Source organism: Pseudomonas sp. Irchel 3A7 (genome assembly GCF_900187565.1).
Classification (GTDB): Bacteria; Pseudomonadota; Gammaproteobacteria; order Pseudomonadales; family Pseudomonadaceae; genus Aquipseudomonas.
Map to the genome: position 1 here is coordinate 150,730 of NZ_FYED01000005.1, position 19,142 is coordinate 169,871.

A 19,142-nucleotide genomic window follows, 5' to 3' on the forward strand; every position below is an offset into this window, starting at 1 on the left:
GTTTACTCCTCTGCCCCGGCAGCTGAATGCGAGTTCATGTCCGTAGCGGCCACTTCTTTCTCTTTCTTCTCGTGCTTGACCTTAGGACCCGGTTTCATGCCTTCGTACTTGTCGACGATGGTCTGGAACAGGTTCGGCGTAACCGAGGAGTAGAGCTCGACTGGGTTGTTCTGGCTCTGCTTGGCAAGAGCTGCGTATTCAGCCTGTTCAAGCTTTTTAGGTGCCTTTTTGACTTCACTTACCCAGGCGTCGAATTCTTCCTGGGTCGTTGCGGTCGCTTTGAATTTCATACCGGTGAAACCGGCACCGCTGTAGTTGGCGGAGATACCGTCCATTTCAGCGTTCTCGTTGGCGATCAGGTGCAGCTTGGTCTGCATGCCCGCCATCGCGTAGATCTGGCCGCCCAGGGCCGGGATGAAGAACGAGTTCATCACAGCGTCCGAAGTGATCCGGAAATTGATCGGCGTGTGCGCCGGGAACACGATCTTGTTGACCGTGGCAATGCCTTGTTCCGGGTAGATGAACAGCCACTTCCAGTCCAGCGCGACCACTTCGATGGTCACAGGCTTGACGTCGGATTCCAGCGGCTTGTATGGGTCCAGGGCGTGGGTCGACTTGTAGGTGATGTAACCCAGGGCAATGATGATCAGCACCGGAACAGTCCACACCGCGATCTCGATCTTGGTGGAGTGATTCCATTTCGGCGTGTAGGTCGCGCTGGTGTTGGAGGCGCGGTATTTCCAGGCGAACAGGAAGGTCATGATGATGACCGGAATCACGACCAACAGCATCAGCAGCGTTGCGGTGATGATCAGGTTTCGCTCATCCAGGCCAACCTGGCCCTTGGGATTGAGCAAGGTCATGTTGCAGCCTGACAGCAACAACGTGCCGATCAGCGGCAATAAGCCTAGTAGTCTGGGGTACCTGTTTTTACTCATCTCACGACCTCTAAAGCAGCTTGCGCAATGCGGTTGGGTTTTGATCGCCAACACTTCACCCTGCCAAGGGTTGGCATTTTTCTTGGATTGAATAAGGGCTGCCCGTCGAGCGTCAGACGCGTTTCGACAAATCCTGGGCCAGCGTTGAGTTCTTATTCGAATTCGTGGTCAAAGGCCTTGTTACAGACCAATTCCATTTGGTGCGGATAGTTGGAGGCACCGACACCTGGGAGTCGCATGAAGCCGCCCGGCCTCTCGACACCCTGTTCCTGCTCAAGCACCTGTGGTTGTGAGCAGCGCCGGGAATTCAGTGCGGGCGATTGTAGTTATGTAGCGTTTTTTAAACCATGTCTCATCCCGAAATAATTTATATCCCGAGCCGCAACAATCCTTCGCGGAACTCGTAAAAGTCGCGCATGTTATCGAAATTGATTCTCAACAAAAACACCAAAAATAGTAGGTCTACCACCGGCAATTCAGACAGTATCGTGGGCTCGACAGCCTGTCAGGATCCTGCCCAAGCCCCCATATCGCGGGGGCTCTGGCAAATCGCCAGCCCCTGTTAAAACTGCCTGCTGCAGCCTGATGAAGGCCAAACAAACTGATTGAAAAACAGGCCAATTTCGTTGCGTGGTCGAGCACCAATCCGGCGCCTTGAAAGCCGGTGCGACACTCAAGATGTGACAACATGTCGCACACTTGTCGCACCCTTCGTTGCCGCACATCACGGTCTTTTTACCTTCCCTCTGAAAATGCAAAAACGCCCCGGTCCTCTGTTCAAGGACCGGGGCGTTTTTCATTCGCGCCGGCGTTGTCGCCGATGACCTCAGCGCAGTGCTTTGCGGTTACGCACGGTGAGCAGCGGAACCAGTACCACCACCAGCACGAAGGCGACCAACGCCCACTGCGCCAGCGACAAACCGAGGATCGGCGGGTATGGCGTAGAGCAGAAGCCGTCGACCTGGAAGCCCAGCGGGAAGATCTTCGCCAGCGGCAAGCCATCGACAATCGGCTGCAGCACATCGACGCCGCAACTCACGGCCGGATAGAACTGCGTGTAGACGTGATGCCCTGCCACACCGACACCTGCCAGCGCGCAGATCACCACCAGGGTTTCAAACACCGTGATGCTGCGACGACTGTGCATGGCCGCACCGACAAAGGCGAAGATCGCGATCAACAGCAAGGCATAACGTTGCAGGATACACAGCGGGCAAGGCGCCTCGCCCAGCACGATTTGCATGTACAGCGCACCGCCGATCAGCGCCAGGCAGATGATGCCCAGCAATACCAGATAGCGCCGTTCACGCCCCAACCGCATTGTTTCCTCGCTCATCGCGTTTCCCTTAAAAATATCGATTGCCGCCAGTCTACACGCTGAGTTTGCTCTTGGAGAGCCTGGCGCGTAATGGAGGATGTCGGGGGGAATAGACGATAGGCGGGTTAAGAAGGGATTAACTTTCGAGCGGTTTTCACCCTTTGAAACCGTGGTGCGGCATTCGCGAGCAGGCTCGCTCCCACAGTGGATCTACGCCAGGCACAAAGACTGTGTTCGCTGAAGATCCCTTGTGGGAGCGAGCCTGCTCGCGAAGCAGGCGACTCGGTCTCCCGAGTCGCCACCCGTGTTTACTCCAGCGCCGAAGCCGGGCCGAAGAACTCGTAACGGCTCTGCTTCTCAGGCACACCCAGCGCCTTGAGGTGACGCTTGATCGCTGCCATGAAGCCCTTCGGCCCCAGGAAGTAAGCGTCCACATCGCGCTCTGCGGGCAACCACTCACCCAACTGCTCCTGGTTCAACAACCCGACCTTGTCGGCCGCCGGGCTGACACCGTCGTCTTCGGCGTAGCAGTAGAAGCGCTTGAGTTGCGGGTGACGCTCGGCCAGGCCGTCGATCCAGTCGCGGAAAGCGTGAACGCTGCCGTTGCGGGCGCAGTGGATGAAGTGCACCGGGCGCTCGGTTTCCAGCGCCGCTTCAAGCATCGCCAGGGTCGGGGTGATGCCGACGCCGCCGCTGATCAGTACCAGTGGTTTGTCGCTGGCGGTCAGGGTGAACTCGCCCGCTGGCGGGAACAGCTGGATGCTTGAACCCACATGCAATTGATCGTGCAGGTGGTTGGAAGCGCGACCGCCGGCTTCACGCTTGACGCTGATGCGGTACTGGCCTTTGTTTGCCAGGGCCGACAGCGAGTAGTTACGACGAATCTCTTCGCCATCAAGGATCAGTTTCATGCCGATGTACTGGCCCGGCTCTGCCGCCAGAATCAAGCCTTTGTCCACCGGTTCGAAGTAGAACGAAGTGATTTCCGCGCTTTCCTCGACCTTGGCCGCCACGATGAATTCCCGCGCCCCGCGCCAGCCGCCCGGAGCCTGTTCCTTCTGGTCGTAGATGCTGGTTTCGGCACCGATCAGGATGTCCGCCAGTTGACCGTAAGCCGCACCCCACGCCGCGATCACTTCCGGTGTGGCGATTTCTTCGCCCAGGACTTCAGCGATCGCGCGCAACAGGCAGGTGCCGACAATCGGGTAATGCTCCGGCAGAATCTGCAGGGCCACGTGCTTGTTGATGATCTTCGCCACCAGGTCGCCCAACTGATCGAGCTGGTCGATGTGGCGTGCATACATCAATACACCGTTGGCCAAGGCGCGCGGTTGGTCACCGGTGGCCTGGTGGGCCTGGTTGAACAGTGGGCGAACTTCCGGGTACTCGGACAACATCATCCGGTAGAAATGCGTGATCAGGGCTTCACCACCGCTTTCCAGCAGAGGCACAGTGGATTTGACGATGGCACGGTCTTGGACGCTAAGCATAAAGTGACTCCTGAGCAACGAGGGTTTCTTAACTGTTGCCTTATGCTTATCAGGTTCCGTGCCAACATTAATTTTCATGTAAATCAGTAACTTAACAACAAGATAGTCATATCGACACATTTTGACTTATAGTCACACCGACTACATGGAGTCACTATGACTGCAAAATCCCTGCTTACCGCCCTGTTGCCACTGGTCTCGGACCTGTCCCGCGAACTCCCCGAAGGCGAGCGCTACAGACGCCTGCTCGAAGCCATGCGCGCCCTGCTGCCCTGCGATGCCGCCGCCCTGCTGCGCCTCGATGGCGAATGGCTGGTGCCGCTGGCCGTTGACGGGTTGAGCACCGACACACTCGGCCGACGCTTCAAGGTCAGCGAACACCCGCGCTTCGAAGCATTGCTCAGCAGCCATGGCCCGACCCGCTTCGCCGCCGACAGCGACATGCCCGACCCTTATGACGGCCTGGTCGATGGGCTCGATGACCATCTGGAAGTCCATGACTGCATGGGCTGTCCGCTCTTTATCGACGAGCGGCCATGGGGCCTGTTGACCCTCGACGCCCTCAATCCGGAGCAGTTTGAACCGATCGAACTGGACGCCCTGGAAGCCTTCGCCAGCCTCGCCGCCGCCACGGTCAATGCCGCCGAGCGCATCGAACGCCTGAACAATCGCGTCGAAGATGAACACCAGCGCGCCGAGGTGTACCGCCAGGCCAGCGGTCAGCAGAACCGTGAAATGATCGGCCAGAGCAAGGCGCATAAACGCTTGGTGGAAGAAATCAATCTGGTGGGCGGCAGCGATCTGACCGTGCTGATCACCGGAGAAACCGGGGTCGGCAAGGAGCTGGTGGCCCAGGCCATCCACGCCGCCTCGCCCCGGGCCGACAAGCCGATCATCAGCCTCAACTGCGCCGCGCTGCCCGATACGCTGGTGGAGAGCGAGTTGTTCGGCCACGTACGCGGCGCCTTTACCGGGGCGATGAACGATCGGCGCGGCAAGTTCGAACTGGCCAATGGCGGCACACTGTTTCTTGATGAAGTCGGCGAGCTGTCGCTGACAGTCCAGGCCAAATTGCTGCGCGTACTGCAAAGCGGTCAGCTGCAGCGCCTGGGTTCGGACAAGGAACATCAGGTCGATGTGCGGCTGATCGCGGCGACCAACCGCGACCTGGCCGAAGAAGTGCGCAGCGGTCGCTATCGTGCCGACTTCTACCATCGCCTCAGCGTTTACCCATTGCTCGTACCAGCCCTGCGTGATCGTGGCCGCGACGTGCTGCTGCTCAGTGGTTACTTCCTGGAGCAAAACCGCTCGCGCATGGGCCTCAACAGCCTGCGCCTGAACAGCGACGCCCAGGTGGCGTTGCTCGCCTACGACTGGCCGGGCAACGTGCGGGAGCTGGAACACTTGATAGGCCGTAGCGCCTTGAAAGCCTTGGGTAACTGCAAGGAACGACCGAAAATCCTCAGTTTGAGCGCTGTCGATCTGGACCTGCCCAGCGGCAGTGTTGAAATCACCGCCGAGCAACCGGCCGCGACCGCTGTGGCGTTGGTGACCGGAGATTTGCGCGAGGCCACCGAAAATTATCAGCGCCAGTTGATCGGCGCGTGCCTGGAACGGCACAACCACAATTGGGCCAGTGCGGCGCGGGAGTTGGGGCTGGACCGGGCGAATCTTGGGCGGATGGCCAAAAGGTTAGGGATGAAGTGAGGGCCTCTTCGCGAGCAGGCTCGCTCCCACAGGGATAATCGCTGCCTTTGTGGGAGCGAGCCTGCTCGCGAAGGCGGTCTACCCTTCACCTGATTTTCTAAAGCCTGCCCCCAACAAGTCGATAACCCGGCATTGATAGCTGTTGGCGATCTTCACGGTCGTCCGTCACCTTTTTCCTCAGAAGGTACTTATGTCCTCCACCAAAGGCCGTGCGGATTCACTTTCGCTTCTGCTGTTCACCTTGCGCAGTGGCAAGTTGATGGCGATCAACCTGCTCAAAGTCAGTGAAATCATCCCCTGCCCGCCGCTGACCAAGCTGCCGGAGTCGCACCCTCACGTAAAAGGCATCGCCACTTTGCGCGGCGCCTCGCTGTCGGTGATCGACCTCAGCCGCGCCATCGGCGAACGCCCGCTGGAAGATCCGAACGGTGGCTGCCTGATCGTCACCGACGTCAGCCGTTCCAAGCAGGGCTTGCACGTTCAAGCCGTCAGCAAAATCGTCCATTGCCTGACCACTGACATCCGCCCACCGCCCTTTGGTTCTGGTGGCGTGCGCTCGTACATTACCGGGGTGACCTCGGTGGACGGCACGCTGGTGCAGGTGCTGGACATCGAAAAAGTCATCCACGGTATTGCCCCGGTGCAGATCGACATGGCACCCACCGAACTCAGCATGGAAGACGCTGAAGTGCTGGGCAACGCGCGGATCCTGGTGGTCGATGACAGCCAGGTGGCCTTGCAACAATCGGTGCATACCCTGCGCAATCTCGGCCTGCAATGCCACACGGCGCGCAGTGCCAAGGAAGCCATCGATTGCTTGCTGGACCTGCAAGGCACCGCCCAGCAGATCAACCTGATTGTCTCCGACATCGAAATGTCCGAGATGGATGGCTACGCCTTCACCCGCACCCTGCGCGAAACCCCGGACTTCGCGCATCTCTATGTGTTGCTGCATACCTCACTGGACAGCGCGATGAACAGCGAAAAGGCACGTCTGGCCGGTGCGAACGCGGTGCTGACCAAGTTTTCGTCACCGGAACTGACCAAATGCCTGATCGAAGCGGCCAAGGCTGTGGCCGAACAAGGTCATTGAGTCTTGGCCGGGGCCCCGGAAGAAACGTGGTGCTGGCTGATGCGGCGCGACCTCGCCGAGGCCGTGCCGGACATGGCCTGGCCAACCGGCATTCAATTGACCCATTACCACGCCGAACTCGCTGCAGCTGTGCACCACTTGATGGAGCTTGGGTATCGCGACGGCGGCGGTCGCGTACCCGCGTTGACGCTGTGGCAACAGCAGTTTGAGACTGATCCTGAATACGATCCTTTCCTGTGTTTCATTGCCCTCGATGCCGAAGGCGTAGTCGCCGTGTGCCAGTGCTGGACCAGTGCCTACATCAAGAATCTGGTGGTGCATCCGCGGGCTCGACGGCAAGGCCTGGGGCGCGCGTTGCTGTTGCATGCGTTCAAAGTATTTCAGCAGCGCCGGGAAGGGTTTGTGGATTTGAAGGTGCTGGAGGACAACCTGCGGGCGCGGCGGTTGTATGAAAGTGCCGGGATGTATGCGGTCCGCCGGGAACCTGTGCCAGTCTGACCCACCGCCATCGCGGGCGAGCCCGCTCCCACAGGGGATGTGGGAGCGAGCCTGCTCGCGAAGAGGCCCGTATAATCGCCATCAAACCATCAGGCATACTCCAACCTTGGCCATTGCACATCCAAGGATTCCTGATCTATGAAAGCCGCCACCCTGACCCTCCTCTGCCTCACCGCCCTGACTACTCAGACCCACGCCTCCAGCCCCGATGCCTGGGCCGCCTACGACAAAACCGTACTCGCCGGTTGCACCAAGGCCAGTGGCCTGAAGAATGCCCAACCCGTCGGCAATGCCGCGCAGTTCGATGACCGTGTCGGCTACACCGCCCTCCTGCTGCAAGGTCAGTACCCGCAAAAACACATGAAAGGCGCGCAAGGCACCGAGTTGTGTCTCTACAACAAAAAAAGCAAAACCGCGTACGTCACCGAGTGGGACTCGGTCCGCCCTGCCGCCAAGGCGCAGTGAGTGGCGCATAACTTGCTTCGACAGCGGCCTTCACGGCGGCATTCTGTCGCCGTTTCATGCCCTCGGATGCGACTGACCGCTCAATGAATACGACGTTTTCCTGCGTAGGCTGTGGCAAATGCTGCAATGACCACCATGTCTCCCTGACCCTGCCAGAAGCCCGGATGTGGGCAGCTGACGGTGGGCAAGTGATCGTGCTTGTGGAAGGTTTCCTGAGCAACGGCCTGGGTCTGCCGCCACAGCAACGTGAACACGCCGAACGCCGTTCTGCGGTCATCCGCAGTGCCGACGCGGAGGCCTTCGTCGCCATCACCTTTGCCGCCTACAACGTGGGAGCCTGTCGGAATCTTGACGAAGACAATCTCTGCAGGATCTACGAACGCCGCCCGCTGGTGTGCCGTATCTACCCGATGGAGATCAATCCGCACATCCCTCTGAACATTGCCCTGAAGGAATGTCCGACTGAGTCGTGGGAAAAAGGACCGGACCTGATTGTTGGCGGTGAACTGGTCGACCGCGAGTTGTCGGATTTGATCCAGCGTTCACGTCAGGCGGATCGCGATGACATTCTGATGAAGGACGCGATTTGCGCGTTGCTGGGGATTCGGACCACGGCGTTGAAAGGTGATGGTTTTACCGCCTACCTGCCGGATATGAACGAGTTCGCCACGATCATCGATGAGCTGGACGGGCAGACATTGCCGCAGTGGGACAGCGAGTGGCAGTTCCATGTTTCGAGCGAGGATATTGCCGGGCAGGTAGTGGCGGCGGGTGCGCAGGTGGCGCCGGATGAGCCGGGGAATTACGCGTTTATTTCGTTGCGGGCGGCTTGATCCCAGGATCTTTGCTGTTTGTGCCGGCCCCTTCGCGAGCAGGCTCGCTCCCACAAGGGTTCTTCAGTGAACACAGATTTTGTGCGCAACTCAGATCCACTGTGGGAGCGAGCCTGCTCGCGAAGAGGGCAAATCAGGCACCGCAAAATCTAAAACTCAGCGCTTGCCCATCGACCGCCGAGTCCCCGGCGGGGCCATGCCCGGTGTCTTGGTGTGGCCGTTTTTGGCGCCGTTCTTGTACCAGGGCTGGTTGGAGCCTTTGGCGGCTGCCAGTTCACCCGGTTTGAACGGGAACTTGAACGCCGGGATCGCGGCTTTGGTTTCGCCATCGGTGCTGGACTCGGCGCTGTCTGGCAGCTCTGCCTGCTCGTCGCTCAAGGCCTCGGCGACCGGCGGTTGTTTCGGGGAAGTCATGAAAGCTCCGGGTGATGCGTAATGTGTCGGGCCCGGTCAGCGAGCCGCGAAAGGCGGCAGTATAGCTGAGGGGCAGCTGCAAGCTACAAGCTGCAAGCTTCAAGATAAAAGCGAAGAGAGCGGCTTTTAAACTTGCAGCTTGCCGCTTGGAGCTAGTAGCTTGCTAAGTAATCTCCTCCGCCCGACGAGCCTGCACCCATGAAAAAAACCGTCCTCGCCTTCAGTCGTGTCACGCCTGAAATGGTCGAACGCCTGCAACAAGACTTCGACGTCATTGTGCCGAATCCGAAAAACGGCGACATCAATGCCCAGTTCAACGAAGCCCTGCCCCATGCCCACGGCTTGATCGGCGTCGGCCGCAAACTCGGTCGTGCGCAGCTTGAGAACGCTGCCAAACTGGAAGTGGTGTCGAGTGTCTCGGTGGGCTACGACAACTATGACCTCGCGTACTTCAACGAACGCGGGATCATGCTGACCAACACGCCCGACGTACTCACCGAAAGCACCGCCGACCTGGCCTTCGCCTTGTTGATGAGCAGTGCCCGGCGCGTGGCCGAACTCGATGCCTGGACCAAGGCCGGGCAATGGCAAGCCACCGTCGGTGCGCCGCTGTTCGGTTGTGATGTGCACGGCAAGACCCTGGGCATCGTCGGCATGGGCAACATCGGTGCGGCCATCGCCCGCCGGGGTCGCCTGGGGTTCAACATGCCGATCATCTACAGCGGCAATAGCCGCAAGACCGAGCTGGAACAGGAACTCGGTGCACAGTTGCGTAGCCTGGACCAACTGCTGGCCGAAGCCGACTTCGTGTGCCTGGTGGTACCGCTCAGCGAGAAGACCAGACATTTGATCAGCCATCGCGAACTGGCGCTGATGAAGCCCAATGCCATCCTGGTAAACATCTCGCGCGGCCCGGTGGTGGATGAGCCGGCACTGATAGAAGCCCTGCAAAACAACCGGATTCGCGGTGCCGGGCTGGATGTTTACGAAAAAGAACCACTGGCCGAGTCGCCACTGTTCCAGCTGAAAAACGCCGTGACCTTGCCGCATATCGGCTCGGCCACCCATGAAACCCGCGAAGCGATGGCCAACCGTGCCCTGAGTAACTTGCGCAGCGCCTTGCTGGGCGAGCGCCCGCAGGACCTGGTCAATCCGCAGGTCTGGAAGGGTTGATTGAAGCGCGGCACGTCTTGTTCGACGTGCCGCTTGCATCCCCCTTGCCAATATCCACCGGCCCCCAAGTATCAAGTCCCCCACAACTTCGTTTAAACATCAACAAAGACATAACTTGCAACTCAGTCTTCGGCTGACTTACAAAAAACGCCTATAAACTCCGACAAACAAAAGCACCGATCGTGTATTCGGAGAGTATTTGCATGAATAACTTCACCACCGCCGGAGTCATCAGGCGGAGCAAAGTGTTAATTGTCTTGATGGCGGCGCTTTTCGGACTAATGACACTCATCAACAACTTCACCGACTACGCGGCGTACACTGACTACATCGGGCGAATCATCAGCATGGGCGAAACAGTTGGAAATGACTCTCGACGTTACCGAGCAGTCACTTCCACGTTCTTCCATCACCGCTTTTACTGGGCAATCATAACGCTCGAGATTATTTTCACTTTCAGTTTTCTGCTTGGAACTTATCATCTCTACCGAAAGCTTGTAGCCCCACGGAGTGAATTCCATGCAGCCAAGAAATTCGCCATTATCGGTTTCACCACCGCAATTTTCGTTTACCAATTCTTTTACGTGGTCATACTCAATGAGTGGTTCGACATGGAATATTCCGCTCAGCGAAACGCCTATGAATGGGCAAGAAACAACATTGAATACATGTTCCTCGGCCTGATATATCTGCTGGTGGCGAAGGATAATTGAATCGTTTATTTCTCATGCCAACTTGCTCGCCACGGGACTCACACTTGGCCGGGGTTTGCGGAATACCAACACGTTACCCAGCATAACCATCACCAACCCCACCAGCGCCGGTGCGGTCCACTGGTAACCTTCGGCAAACGCCGAGACATTCAGCGCCACCACCGGGAACAGCACGGTGCAATAGGCGGCACGTTCCGGCCCCATGCGGCCGACCAGCGTCAGGTAAGCGGTGAAACCGATTACCGAGCCTGGAATCACCAGATACAGCAGCGAACCGATGTAGCGGGTATTCCATTCCATGTCGAACGGTATGCCTTTGACCAGGCACCACACCGACAGCATTGCCGCACCGTAGGCCATCCCCCAGGCGTTGGTCGTCAACGGCTTGAGCCCGGCCTTCTGTTGCAGGCTCGAGAGCATGTTGCCCGCCGAGAAGCACAAGGTGCCGCACAGTGCCAGGCCCAGGCCGAGCAAGGTTTGCGGGCTGGCGGTGTGGCCGACCAGTTCCGGCCAGAACAACAGGCCAAGGCCGAGCAAGCCCAGCGCGCCACCCATCAACACATTGCGGGCGATTTTCTGGCCGAAGAATACTCGCGCATTCAACGCATTCCACAGCGTGGCGGTGGAAAACACCACGGCGACCAGGCCGCTGGGAATCCACTGGCTGGCGGTCAGAAAGCACATGAAGTTAACGCAAAACAGGCACACCCCCTGCGCCAGGCAGATCAGATGCCCGCGCCGGTTCATCACTTGCAGCTTTCGGCTGAGCAGCAACATTGCGAACAGCACCAGCGCGGCGAGGCCGAAGCGATAGACGATCGACACAGGAATCGCCACCACGCCCAGTTGCCATTTCAGGGCAATCCAGGTGGTGCCCCAGATCAGCACGGTCAACAGGTACAAAGACAGGTTCATGGCAAAGGCTCCTCGATAGGTGCCCAGTGTCCTGCGCCGCGCCTTGGCGCACTTGCATAAACTTGCGCTTTTGTCGTGTGGCGGGCTGGCAGGCGTATGTCTACGGAGTAGGATGCAAGGCGTTGGAGAGAACTGATCATGTCCGCACTGGAAACCCTGCAAGTCTTTCAAGCCCTCAACCGCTCGCCCAATGCTCGCCTCGAGCACAGCGCCGAGCTCGGTGACGGCCTGTCCGCAGCCTTGTGGAACAACCATCACGATGCCCAGGACTACGAAGCGCCGAGCCACCATACGCTGTCGTGCTACATCGCCGGTGGCACAGGCACCTTCCGTCGCGACCAGCCCGGCACCAAGGGTGGCCCGGACAAGTTGTGCATCCTGCCCGCCGATCATCAGTCCGGCTGGGTGATCAACGGTGATATTCGCCTGGCACACCTGTATTTCAGCCCCGAACAATTTGCCCTGGGCTGCGTCACGCTGCTCGATCGCGAACCTCGCGAATTGCAGTTGCGCGAACAAACCTTTCTGAATGATCCGCAGCAGGCGCTGCGCTTTCGACAGTTGATCGCCCTCAACTGGGACGAACCGGGTGAACGCCTGCTCACCAGCAGCCTGGCCCACGAAATGCTCAGTCATGCCCTGCTCAGCCAAGTCAGCACGCGCCCGGGCTTGCGTCTCAAGGGCGGTCTGGCGGCGCATCAACGACGGTTGCTGGTGGAGTACATCGACGGCCACTTGGCCGAAGCCATCAGCCTGGGACAACTGGCGGCATTGTGTGCGCTGTCGGAATACCACTTCGCGCGGATGTTCCGCGAGAGCTTCGGCTTGCCGCCACATCAGTACGTACTGGCGCGTCGGTTGAATCGGGCGCGGGAGTTGCTGCGTTCGACATCGCAGCCATTGGGGGAGATTGCGCTGGCTTGTGGGTTTGCCAGTGCCAGTCATTTCACCAATCGGTTTCGGCAAAGCGTGGGCGGGACGCCGGGGGAGTATCGGCAGGCTTTTTTGCGTTAGCCCCAAGTTTTTCGGCGCCTTTAAGGCCGCTTTCGCGAGCAGGCTCGCTCCCACAGGTTTACGCGATCCAACTGTGGGAGCGAGCCTGCTCGCGAAGAACGATGACGCGGATTCCGATCAGAACTCCAAGGTGCTCGACAAAATCACCTGCCGCGAATCCCCCATCGACACAAAGAACCGACTCGCCGCCGAGGTGTAGTAAGTGCGGTCGAACAGGTTTTTCACGTTGAGCTGAAACTTGACCTTCTGCCCGTCGAGCTGAGTGTCGTAGGTAGCGAACGCATCAGCGACGGTGTAGCCCGGCAGCTCAAAATCGTTCACGGCGTTACCCGCCCGCTCCCCGACGTAACGCGCTCCCGCGCCGACCCGCAGCTGATCGCCGCCGATGATCCTGCCAAAGTCATACACCGCCGACAGCGAGCCGCTGTTCTTCGCCACGTTTTGCAGTTTTTTGCCTTTGTAGTCCGGGTCCTCGGTCACTTCGGCGTCGGTGTAGGCGTAGCTGCCGATCATGCTCCAGCGGTCGCTGAGCTGGCCGCTCAAATCCACTTCCAGACCACGGGAGCGCACTTCACCGGCAGCGCTGTAGATCGTCACCGGGCCTTCGGAGTTGGCGATCAACACGTTGCGCTTCGTGATGTCGAACAGTGCGATGTTGCCCGTCACGCGTCCCGGCAGATCAAGCTTGGCGCCGATCTCCCAGGACTTGGCTTCTTCCGGCGCGACACTGCCGTCGAGCACGACGGTGCTGCCACTCAAGGGCGCGATGGTCGAGTTGGGTTTGAACGATTCGGTGTAGCTGCCGTAGAACGACAATGCGTCGGAATAGCGATATACCAGCCCCGCCCGCGGCACCCACTTCTGGCCGTTGCTGTCGGTGTTGGCATGGAACGGCACGCCTTTGCCGGCGTACTGGTCGTACTCCTGGAAACGAGCACCGGCCACCAGAATCCATTGGTCGGTGAGGTGGATCGAGTCCTGCAAAAACGCTGAATTGCTGCGCAGCAAATCAGTCTGGGCACTGTCGGCCGGGCTGACGGTGGTGCCTTCGACTTCACGGCCATACACCGGATTGAGGTAGCTGAAGGTAGTCAGGCTCTTCTGGCGGATCAGGTCTTCGCGGTAGATCTTGCGGTATTCGTCATCGATGCCGAACACCAGGTCATGACGCATGCCCAGGACGTCGACGTTGCCCTCGACACTCGCCGTGGTAAACCGGTCGGTACTGATCGCATTTTGCGTGCCGTCCATGCTGCGGGTCAGCGTGCCCTTCCTGGTGTCGATGGCGGTCACGCGCACCTGGCTGGCATCGTAGGTTTCGCGGTTCCAGCTGTAGCCGAAGTGGGCTTTCCAGTTGTCGTTGAGTTCGTGATCGGCTTCGAAGTGATAGAGGTCCGAGCGCCCTTCCATGTTGTTGAAGGGTTCGTCGAGCCGCCGATCACGGGAGATGTCCAGCGGGTGATTGTCACGCGGATCGATCACCGTGCCACGGTCGAACGGGGTCAGGAATTCGCGGTGCTCGTAGGCGAACAACAGCTTGGTGCTCTCGCCGAACCAGGCCAGCGACGGTGCAACCAGCGTCTCGCGATGCACGCCGTAGTTGCGCCAGTAATCTTCGTCTTCATGATCCAGCACCATGCGATAGGCCAGCCCTGAAGTGCCCAACGCACCGGTGCTGTCGAAGGTGCCGCCGCTGCCGTTCTTGCCTTCGCCATAGGTCGAGCCGCGCAGGGTCAAGGCGTTGTACTGCTCAAGTTCGGGCTTTTTGCTGACCATGTTCACCACGCCGCCAGGGTCCTGAATCCCGTAGAGCAGCGAGGCCGGCCCCTTGAGCACTTCGACCCGATCCACTGTCGCGTTCATGCCACGGCCCTGCACGATCGGCATGCCGTCGCGCATGATCGAACCGTTGCGGTTGTCGCCAAAGCCGCGGGTCATCACCGAATCCTGGGTGCTGCCCAGCGTGTTGCCCTGGGTGATGCCGCTGACGTTGGCCAGGGCGTCATCCAGATTGCGCGGTGCCTGATCGCGAATGACCTGAGCCGCGACCACGTTGACGGTCTGCGGAATTTCCTGAAGCGGGGCCGAGGTGCGCATCACCGAACTGGTGGGCGGTGGCTGGTAACTCGTGGATTGATCCATCACTGAGGTAATGGTGGTCGCCCCCAGGTTCAAGGCACCTTCGGTGGGTAGCGGTTCCAGGGCCATGGTGTGGCTATCGGTACGTCGGTAGGTGAAGCCCGAACCGCTGAGCAATCGCTGCAGGGCCTGTTCGGCGCTCATCTGGCCGTTTACGGCCGGCGCATTGAGACCGTAGGGCGCTTCATCGGTGTAGACGACGCTGATGCCCGTCACCCGGCTGAAATCGCTCAAGGCCTGGGGCAGCGGTTTGGCGGCCATCGAAAAGCTGAACTGCGTGTGTTGTTGGGCGCTGGCATCCGCGGCCATCGCCACGCTCAGCGGCAGCAACGCCAAAGCCGAAAAGCTCAACGCCGAAACATTCAAAGCAGAAACACTCAACCATCGTTTGACCGAACCCGATTTTGCCCTGGACTTCATGACTCATGACCTGTGTAGAACCGCAGCGGATGCGAATGACTCGCAGTTTCAGTCACTACACGGATGGCGTTCGGTTTTACCTCAGCAGAAAGTTGAAAATATTTTTATTCAGAAATATGTGGTGGTTGATCTGGCCCTTTCGCGAGCAGGCTCGCTCCCACATTTGAAAATGCATTCCCCTGTGGGAGCGAGCCTGCTCGCGAATAGGCCGGTCGGCTCAACGCAAAATAATCAGATGCCCCAAAACCTGATGCTGCTCAAACCCCAACACCCCCTGCAACGAACTCAACACCGCCTGCGGGTTCTTGCTCGCAAAGCTGCCACTGACCCGACGCTTGGCCAGTTCATCGTTGAGCAACACAATCCGCCCCGGGTAATACCGCCCCAGGTCCTGCACCACCTCGGCTAACGTCGCCTTGTAGTAGTTGAGCCAACCCTGGCGCCACGCCAACTGCGCTTCACTGTCCACCGCATGCAGCGGTTGCGCCGTACCCTCGCCATAAGCCACTTGCTGGCCGGCGGTGAGGATTTGTTGCGCGGCGTCTTTATCCGCCGTCACTGCGACGCGACCGGACAACACCGTGACCTGCGCACCCCGAGGTTGCAGGCGCACCTCGAACTGCGTGCCGAGTACCCGCGCCTGACCTTTTTCGGCGTCGACCACAAACGGCTCACCGGTGTGGGTCACGCTGAAGAAACCGGCACCGCGACGCACCTGCACATGCCGTTCCCCGCCACTGAAATCCACGGCGATGGCACTGTCGGCATCCAGGGTGACTTGTGATTGATCGGCCAGGGTGACGGTGCGGATTTCCCCCGGCGCCGAGACATAATCGGCGCCCAGGTCATCGAGCCAGCGCGTCGGTTGCCAACCGGTGCCCAGGCTGATCATCAACAATAAACAAGCGGCCATCGCCAGGGCACCGGACCAGCGCCGCACGCTGTGGCGGCGCGAGTGATTCATGGCGTTGAGGTAACGCTGCAACGCCAATGCGTCTTCATCGGCCAGGGTGCGCGCCGGCACTTCGCTCAACTCCCACAGCACTTGCGCACGGGCGTAGGCCTCGGCATGAGCCGGGTCAGCCTTCAACCACTGGCTGAAGGTGGCTTGATCACCACTGCTCGGCTGGTCATGCAACAGGCTCAGCCAAGTCAGTGCGGCCTGCTCCTGAGCGGGCGTCGGGGTGACGGTTTGTAAATTGTTCACGATGCTTTCCCTGGCGTACGCGGTTCCGGTTCCCGCAGGCTGGCCTTGCAGGCCTCGAGCGCGCGCATCATATGTTTTTCCACGGCACTTTGGGACAGACCCATGGCCTTGGCGATTTCGGCGTACTTGCGGCCATGGATGCGGTTAAGCAAAAAGATCTGCCGCGTACGCTCTGGCAATGCGCGCAACGCTGCTTCGACATGCCGCAAATCGTTGCCCGCTTCCAGTGCCGCTTGCGGTTCGCTGCCGACGCCGTCCGACGGTTCTGCCATCAAGCCTTCGCTGGCCCGGGCTCGCGTGCCTTCGCTACGCAAATGGTCGATAGCAATGTTGCCGGCGCAGCGCAACAGGTAGGTACTGAGTTCCTCGACCTGTACCAGCGGCCGGCGCCAGAAACGCAGGAACAAGTCCTGCACCAGGTCTGCGGCGGTCGCCCGGCAACCGACGCGGCGGCTCACCAGCGCTTCCATTTGCGAACGTTGCGACAGAAACACCTGAAGAAAATGCGCACGGTCACCGCGCGGCTCATCGCGATCTATTTCAGAGGGCTCTATTTCAAAGGGCTCGGGCGGACGACTGATCATGGATTCAATACGGCGCAAAGGCAGCAATCGGGCTGGCCAGCAGACCCAACCCAGCCAGGGACAATGCCAGGCGCGGGCGATACGGCATCAGCATCACCAGCAGCAAGGCACTTAGCATCAACACCGCGAACCACTCCACCAGGCCCAGCGCCCAACCGGTCGTCGACACCGCTGCCCACAACGACACGGCCAGCAACAACCCTCCCGCCCACTTCATCCGTCGACGCACGGGCAGCGACGATTTGCGCCCCAGCAACTCGGCATGGTGACGGTCCATGGACAAACACAGCGCGGTAAAACCGCCATAACAGAGCAAACAGGCCAGCAACATTCAGTTGGCTTCCTGTTCAAGGGCGATCGGTTGCGCCTGTTGCTGGCCGGTGACTGAAACCCGCCCGGCGCGCTGCATTTTCCACGCCGCCCACCCGAGGAACAGACCGCTGCCCAGGCACGCCAGATCGAAACCGGCCATGGCCCAATCGCCCTGCACCAGCGTGACGCCGAGGTGATACGGCGTGGTCATCAGGTTGAGCAACGGCACCGCGCCGAACAGCAGCGCCGCCAGTGCCAACTGCTCTACCCAGGCCGCGCGCCCTCGGCGGAAGATGGCGTGCAACAGGCTCAAGCCCCAGACGATGAAGAAGGCGTTGACCTCCCAATCCGCCCGCCCGGCCATGTCCACCGGTATCAGGCGGTTGGCCCAGAAGAACGCCGCCACCGCGACAACGAGTCCCGACATGCTGGCGATGTTCAGCACTTCCACCAGCCGCAACTCGAAGGGCATCACGCCGCTTTTGGCATGCTTGAGTTGACGCTTGCCGAGCCAGATCACCAGCCCGGTGCCGATCATCGCCGTACTCGCCAGCCCGCAGATAAAGTACAACCAGCGCAATACCGGGCCGGCGAAATGGCCCATGTGCAAGCCGTAGAAACTGCCGGCGATGGCCATCGGCAATGGTTGCGCCGGTGTCGCGGCGAGCAGTTGCCCGGTCACGCCATTGAAGGTCACGGCGCTGCCAAAGTCGTGAACCACACGGTCGGCCCCATCGCGCGCCAGCACCACCGAGGCGTTCGCATCGCCCGGATTGTTCACCGTCAAGCGCCCGACCCGCCCGCCCGACCACTGTTCGCGGGCCTTTTCCAGCATCGGCGCCAACGGCAGCAATGGCGCGGGGTCACCGGCGGCTTTCGCGGTATTGGACGCGGGAAACACCTCACTGTAAAACGCCTGCACATCACCTTTATACGAGGCCAGGATGCTCGCCGGCATCACCAGGGCCATGAAAATCACCAGGCTGCTGTAGGTGATCATCAGGTGAAACGGCAACACCAGCACACCCACCGCGTTGTGCCCGTCAAGCCAGGAACGCTGGCCCTTGCGCGGGCGGAAGGTGAAGAAGTCCTTGAAGATTTTCTTGTGGGTAATGATCCCGCTGATCAGCGCGACGAACATCACCATGGCCGCGATGGTCGACAGCCAGCGGCCCCACGGATAAGGCATTTGCAATTGAAAGTGGAAGCGGTAGAAGAACTCACCGCCCCGGGTGTCGCGGCCCTGCACTTCGTTGCCGGATTGCGGGTCGAGGAGTTTTTCCGTGAGCTGGCCGCGCTCACCGGGCTTGGCCGGCGTCTGCTGCCAGCGCACCGACAGGCCGGGTTCGCGGGCATCGGGCAAATCGATGATCCAGCGCGAGGCATTCGGGGCGTGCTGTTCAAGATAGCGCTGGGCCAGGGTCAGGCTGTCCTCGGAGGACACCGCGCGCGCGGGAATTTCCGGCTGCATCCAGTGACTGGTCTCGTCCTTGAAATAGGCAAGTGTGCCGGTCAGGAAAATCGCAAACAGCAACCAGCCGAAGGTCAATCCGGCCCAGGTGTGCAACCAGGCCATGGCCTGGCGGAATCCTTCTTTCATGAGCGGCCCATCCAGTACGCCACGCCCGCTGCCGCCGCCAGGAGCAGCGAGGGCACGATCAATCCGAGCCATGCCCGCCACGCCGTGCGACAGGCAAAGCACCAGATCACCGCCAGCAGGTAGACCACGAAAGAGCTCATCATCCCGGTCACGACCGCTTCGGCCCGGGCCATGGGCACCCACAGTGTCAGGCAAACGCTGGACAGCGCCGTGATGACGTAGCCGCCGAGTACGGCCGCCAGCACCCGCGAGGTGACCGCCAGTCGATAGGAAACGGGGAGCGAGGGTTTGGCTTTCATCGGCGACCTT

General features: G+C 60.0%; 19 protein-coding genes. 8 read left to right on the forward strand and 11 right to left on the reverse strand.

The features are described from left to right. Positions 1-2 precede the first annotated feature (2 nt). The 3 genes from cyoA to hmpA all read right to left on the reverse strand — a co-directional run bounded on the left by cyoA (position 3) and on the right by hmpA (position 3,746). Positions 3-938, reverse strand: a complete 936-nt coding sequence (cyoA, locus tag CKW21_RS10105) for a ubiquinol oxidase subunit II (protein WP_095193830.1) — start codon at positions 936-938, stop codon at positions 3-5. Positions 939-1,764: 826 nt separating this feature from the next. Then, positions 1,765-2,274, reverse strand: coding sequence for a disulfide bond formation protein B (locus CKW21_RS10115; protein WP_095193831.1), 510 nt, complete (start codon positions 2,272-2,274; stop codon positions 1,765-1,767). 290 nt (positions 2,275-2,564) lie between these two features. Then, on the reverse strand, positions 2,565-3,746 hold the full coding sequence (gene hmpA / locus CKW21_RS10120) for an NO-inducible flavohemoprotein (protein ID WP_095193832.1): 1,182 nt from the start codon (positions 3,744-3,746) through the stop codon (positions 2,565-2,567). A 156-nt stretch (positions 3,747-3,902) separates the two neighbouring features. Between hmpA and norR the strand changes: the two genes are divergently transcribed. The 5 genes from norR to CKW21_RS10145 all read left to right on the forward strand — a co-directional run bounded on the left by norR (position 3,903) and on the right by CKW21_RS10145 (position 8,342). Next, a complete protein-coding gene (gene norR, locus CKW21_RS10125; RefSeq protein WP_095193833.1) occupies positions 3,903-5,453 on the forward strand; it encodes a nitric oxide reductase transcriptional regulator NorR in 1,551 nt (516 codons plus the stop codon). Positions 5,454-5,643: 190 nt separating this feature from the next. Then, complete coding sequence (locus CKW21_RS10130; protein WP_095193834.1) at positions 5,644-6,546, forward strand: chemotaxis protein CheV; 903 nt, start codon at positions 5,644-5,646, stop codon at positions 6,544-6,546. A 39-nt stretch (positions 6,547-6,585) separates the two neighbouring features. Then, positions 6,586-7,044, forward strand: a complete 459-nt coding sequence (locus tag CKW21_RS10135; protein ID WP_095193835.1) for an N-acetyltransferase — start codon at positions 6,586-6,588, stop codon at positions 7,042-7,044. 138 nt (positions 7,045-7,182) lie between these two features. Beyond that, positions 7,183-7,509, forward strand: a complete 327-nt coding sequence (locus tag CKW21_RS10140; protein ID WP_095193836.1) for a hypothetical protein — start codon at positions 7,183-7,185, stop codon at positions 7,507-7,509. Between the two features lie 83 nt (positions 7,510-7,592). Beyond that, a complete protein-coding gene (locus tag CKW21_RS10145; RefSeq protein WP_095193837.1) occupies positions 7,593-8,342 on the forward strand; it encodes a YkgJ family cysteine cluster protein in 750 nt (249 codons plus the stop codon). 156 nt (positions 8,343-8,498) lie between these two features. Here CKW21_RS10145 and CKW21_RS10150 read toward each other — a convergent pair whose 3' ends face one another. Then, positions 8,499-8,756, reverse strand: coding sequence for a hypothetical protein (locus CKW21_RS10150; protein WP_095193838.1), 258 nt, complete (start codon positions 8,754-8,756; stop codon positions 8,499-8,501). 198 nt (positions 8,757-8,954) lie between these two features. On the opposite strand from CKW21_RS10150, the gene CKW21_RS10155 reads away from it, so the two are divergent. After that, complete coding sequence (locus CKW21_RS10155; protein WP_095193839.1) at positions 8,955-9,929, forward strand: D-glycerate dehydrogenase; 975 nt, start codon at positions 8,955-8,957, stop codon at positions 9,927-9,929. A gap of 203 nt (positions 9,930-10,132) precedes the next feature. Next, on the forward strand, positions 10,133-10,642 hold the full coding sequence (locus CKW21_RS10160; protein WP_095193840.1) for a DUF2165 family protein: 510 nt from the start codon (positions 10,133-10,135) through the stop codon (positions 10,640-10,642). A 12-nt stretch (positions 10,643-10,654) separates the two neighbouring features. Here the strand turns inward: CKW21_RS10160 and CKW21_RS10165 are convergent, their stop codons facing one another. Further along, positions 10,655-11,557, reverse strand: a complete 903-nt coding sequence (locus CKW21_RS10165; RefSeq protein ID WP_095193841.1) for a DMT family transporter — start codon at positions 11,555-11,557, stop codon at positions 10,655-10,657. 138 nt (positions 11,558-11,695) lie between these two features. Here CKW21_RS10165 and CKW21_RS10170 point away from each other — a divergent pair, with 138 nt between their 5' ends. Next, the gene (locus CKW21_RS10170; RefSeq protein WP_095193842.1) at positions 11,696-12,571 is read left to right on the forward strand and encodes a helix-turn-helix domain-containing protein; all 876 of its coding nucleotides are present in this window, start codon (positions 11,696-11,698) and stop codon (positions 12,569-12,571) included. A gap of 117 nt (positions 12,572-12,688) precedes the next feature. Here the strand turns inward: CKW21_RS10170 and CKW21_RS10175 are convergent, their stop codons facing one another. The 6 genes from CKW21_RS10175 to CKW21_RS10200 form a co-directional block, all read right to left on the reverse strand. Next, positions 12,689-15,130, reverse strand: a complete 2,442-nt coding sequence (locus tag CKW21_RS10175) for a TonB-dependent receptor (RefSeq protein ID WP_095193843.1) — start codon at positions 15,128-15,130, stop codon at positions 12,689-12,691. A 217-nt stretch (positions 15,131-15,347) separates the two neighbouring features. Beyond that, the gene (locus tag CKW21_RS10180; protein WP_095193844.1) at positions 15,348-16,337 is read right to left on the reverse strand and encodes a FecR family protein; all 990 of its coding nucleotides are present in this window, start codon (positions 16,335-16,337) and stop codon (positions 15,348-15,350) included. Continuing rightward, positions 16,334-16,921: an RNA polymerase sigma factor gene (locus CKW21_RS10185; RefSeq protein ID WP_095193845.1), complete on the reverse strand. Its 588-nt coding sequence runs from the start codon at positions 16,919-16,921 to the stop codon at positions 16,334-16,336. The genes CKW21_RS10180 and CKW21_RS10185 overlap by 4 nt, the downstream gene beginning before the upstream one ends. Before the next feature lie 4 nt (positions 16,922-16,925). Beyond that, positions 16,926-17,252 carry a DUF3325 domain-containing protein gene (locus CKW21_RS10190; protein ID WP_095193846.1) on the reverse strand — a complete coding sequence of 109 codons (327 nt, stop codon included), beginning with the start codon at positions 17,250-17,252 and terminating at the stop codon, positions 16,926-16,928. Then, complete coding sequence (locus CKW21_RS10195) at positions 17,253-18,833, reverse strand: PepSY domain-containing protein (protein ID WP_095193847.1); 1,581 nt, start codon at positions 18,831-18,833, stop codon at positions 17,253-17,255. After that, positions 18,830-19,132 (reverse strand): DUF3649 domain-containing protein, encoded by a 303-nt coding sequence (locus CKW21_RS10200; RefSeq protein ID WP_095193848.1) that lies wholly within the window; start codon positions 19,130-19,132, stop codon positions 18,830-18,832. Before CKW21_RS10200 ends, CKW21_RS10195 begins: the two co-directional genes overlap by 4 nt. Positions 19,133-19,142: the final 10 nt, after the last annotated feature.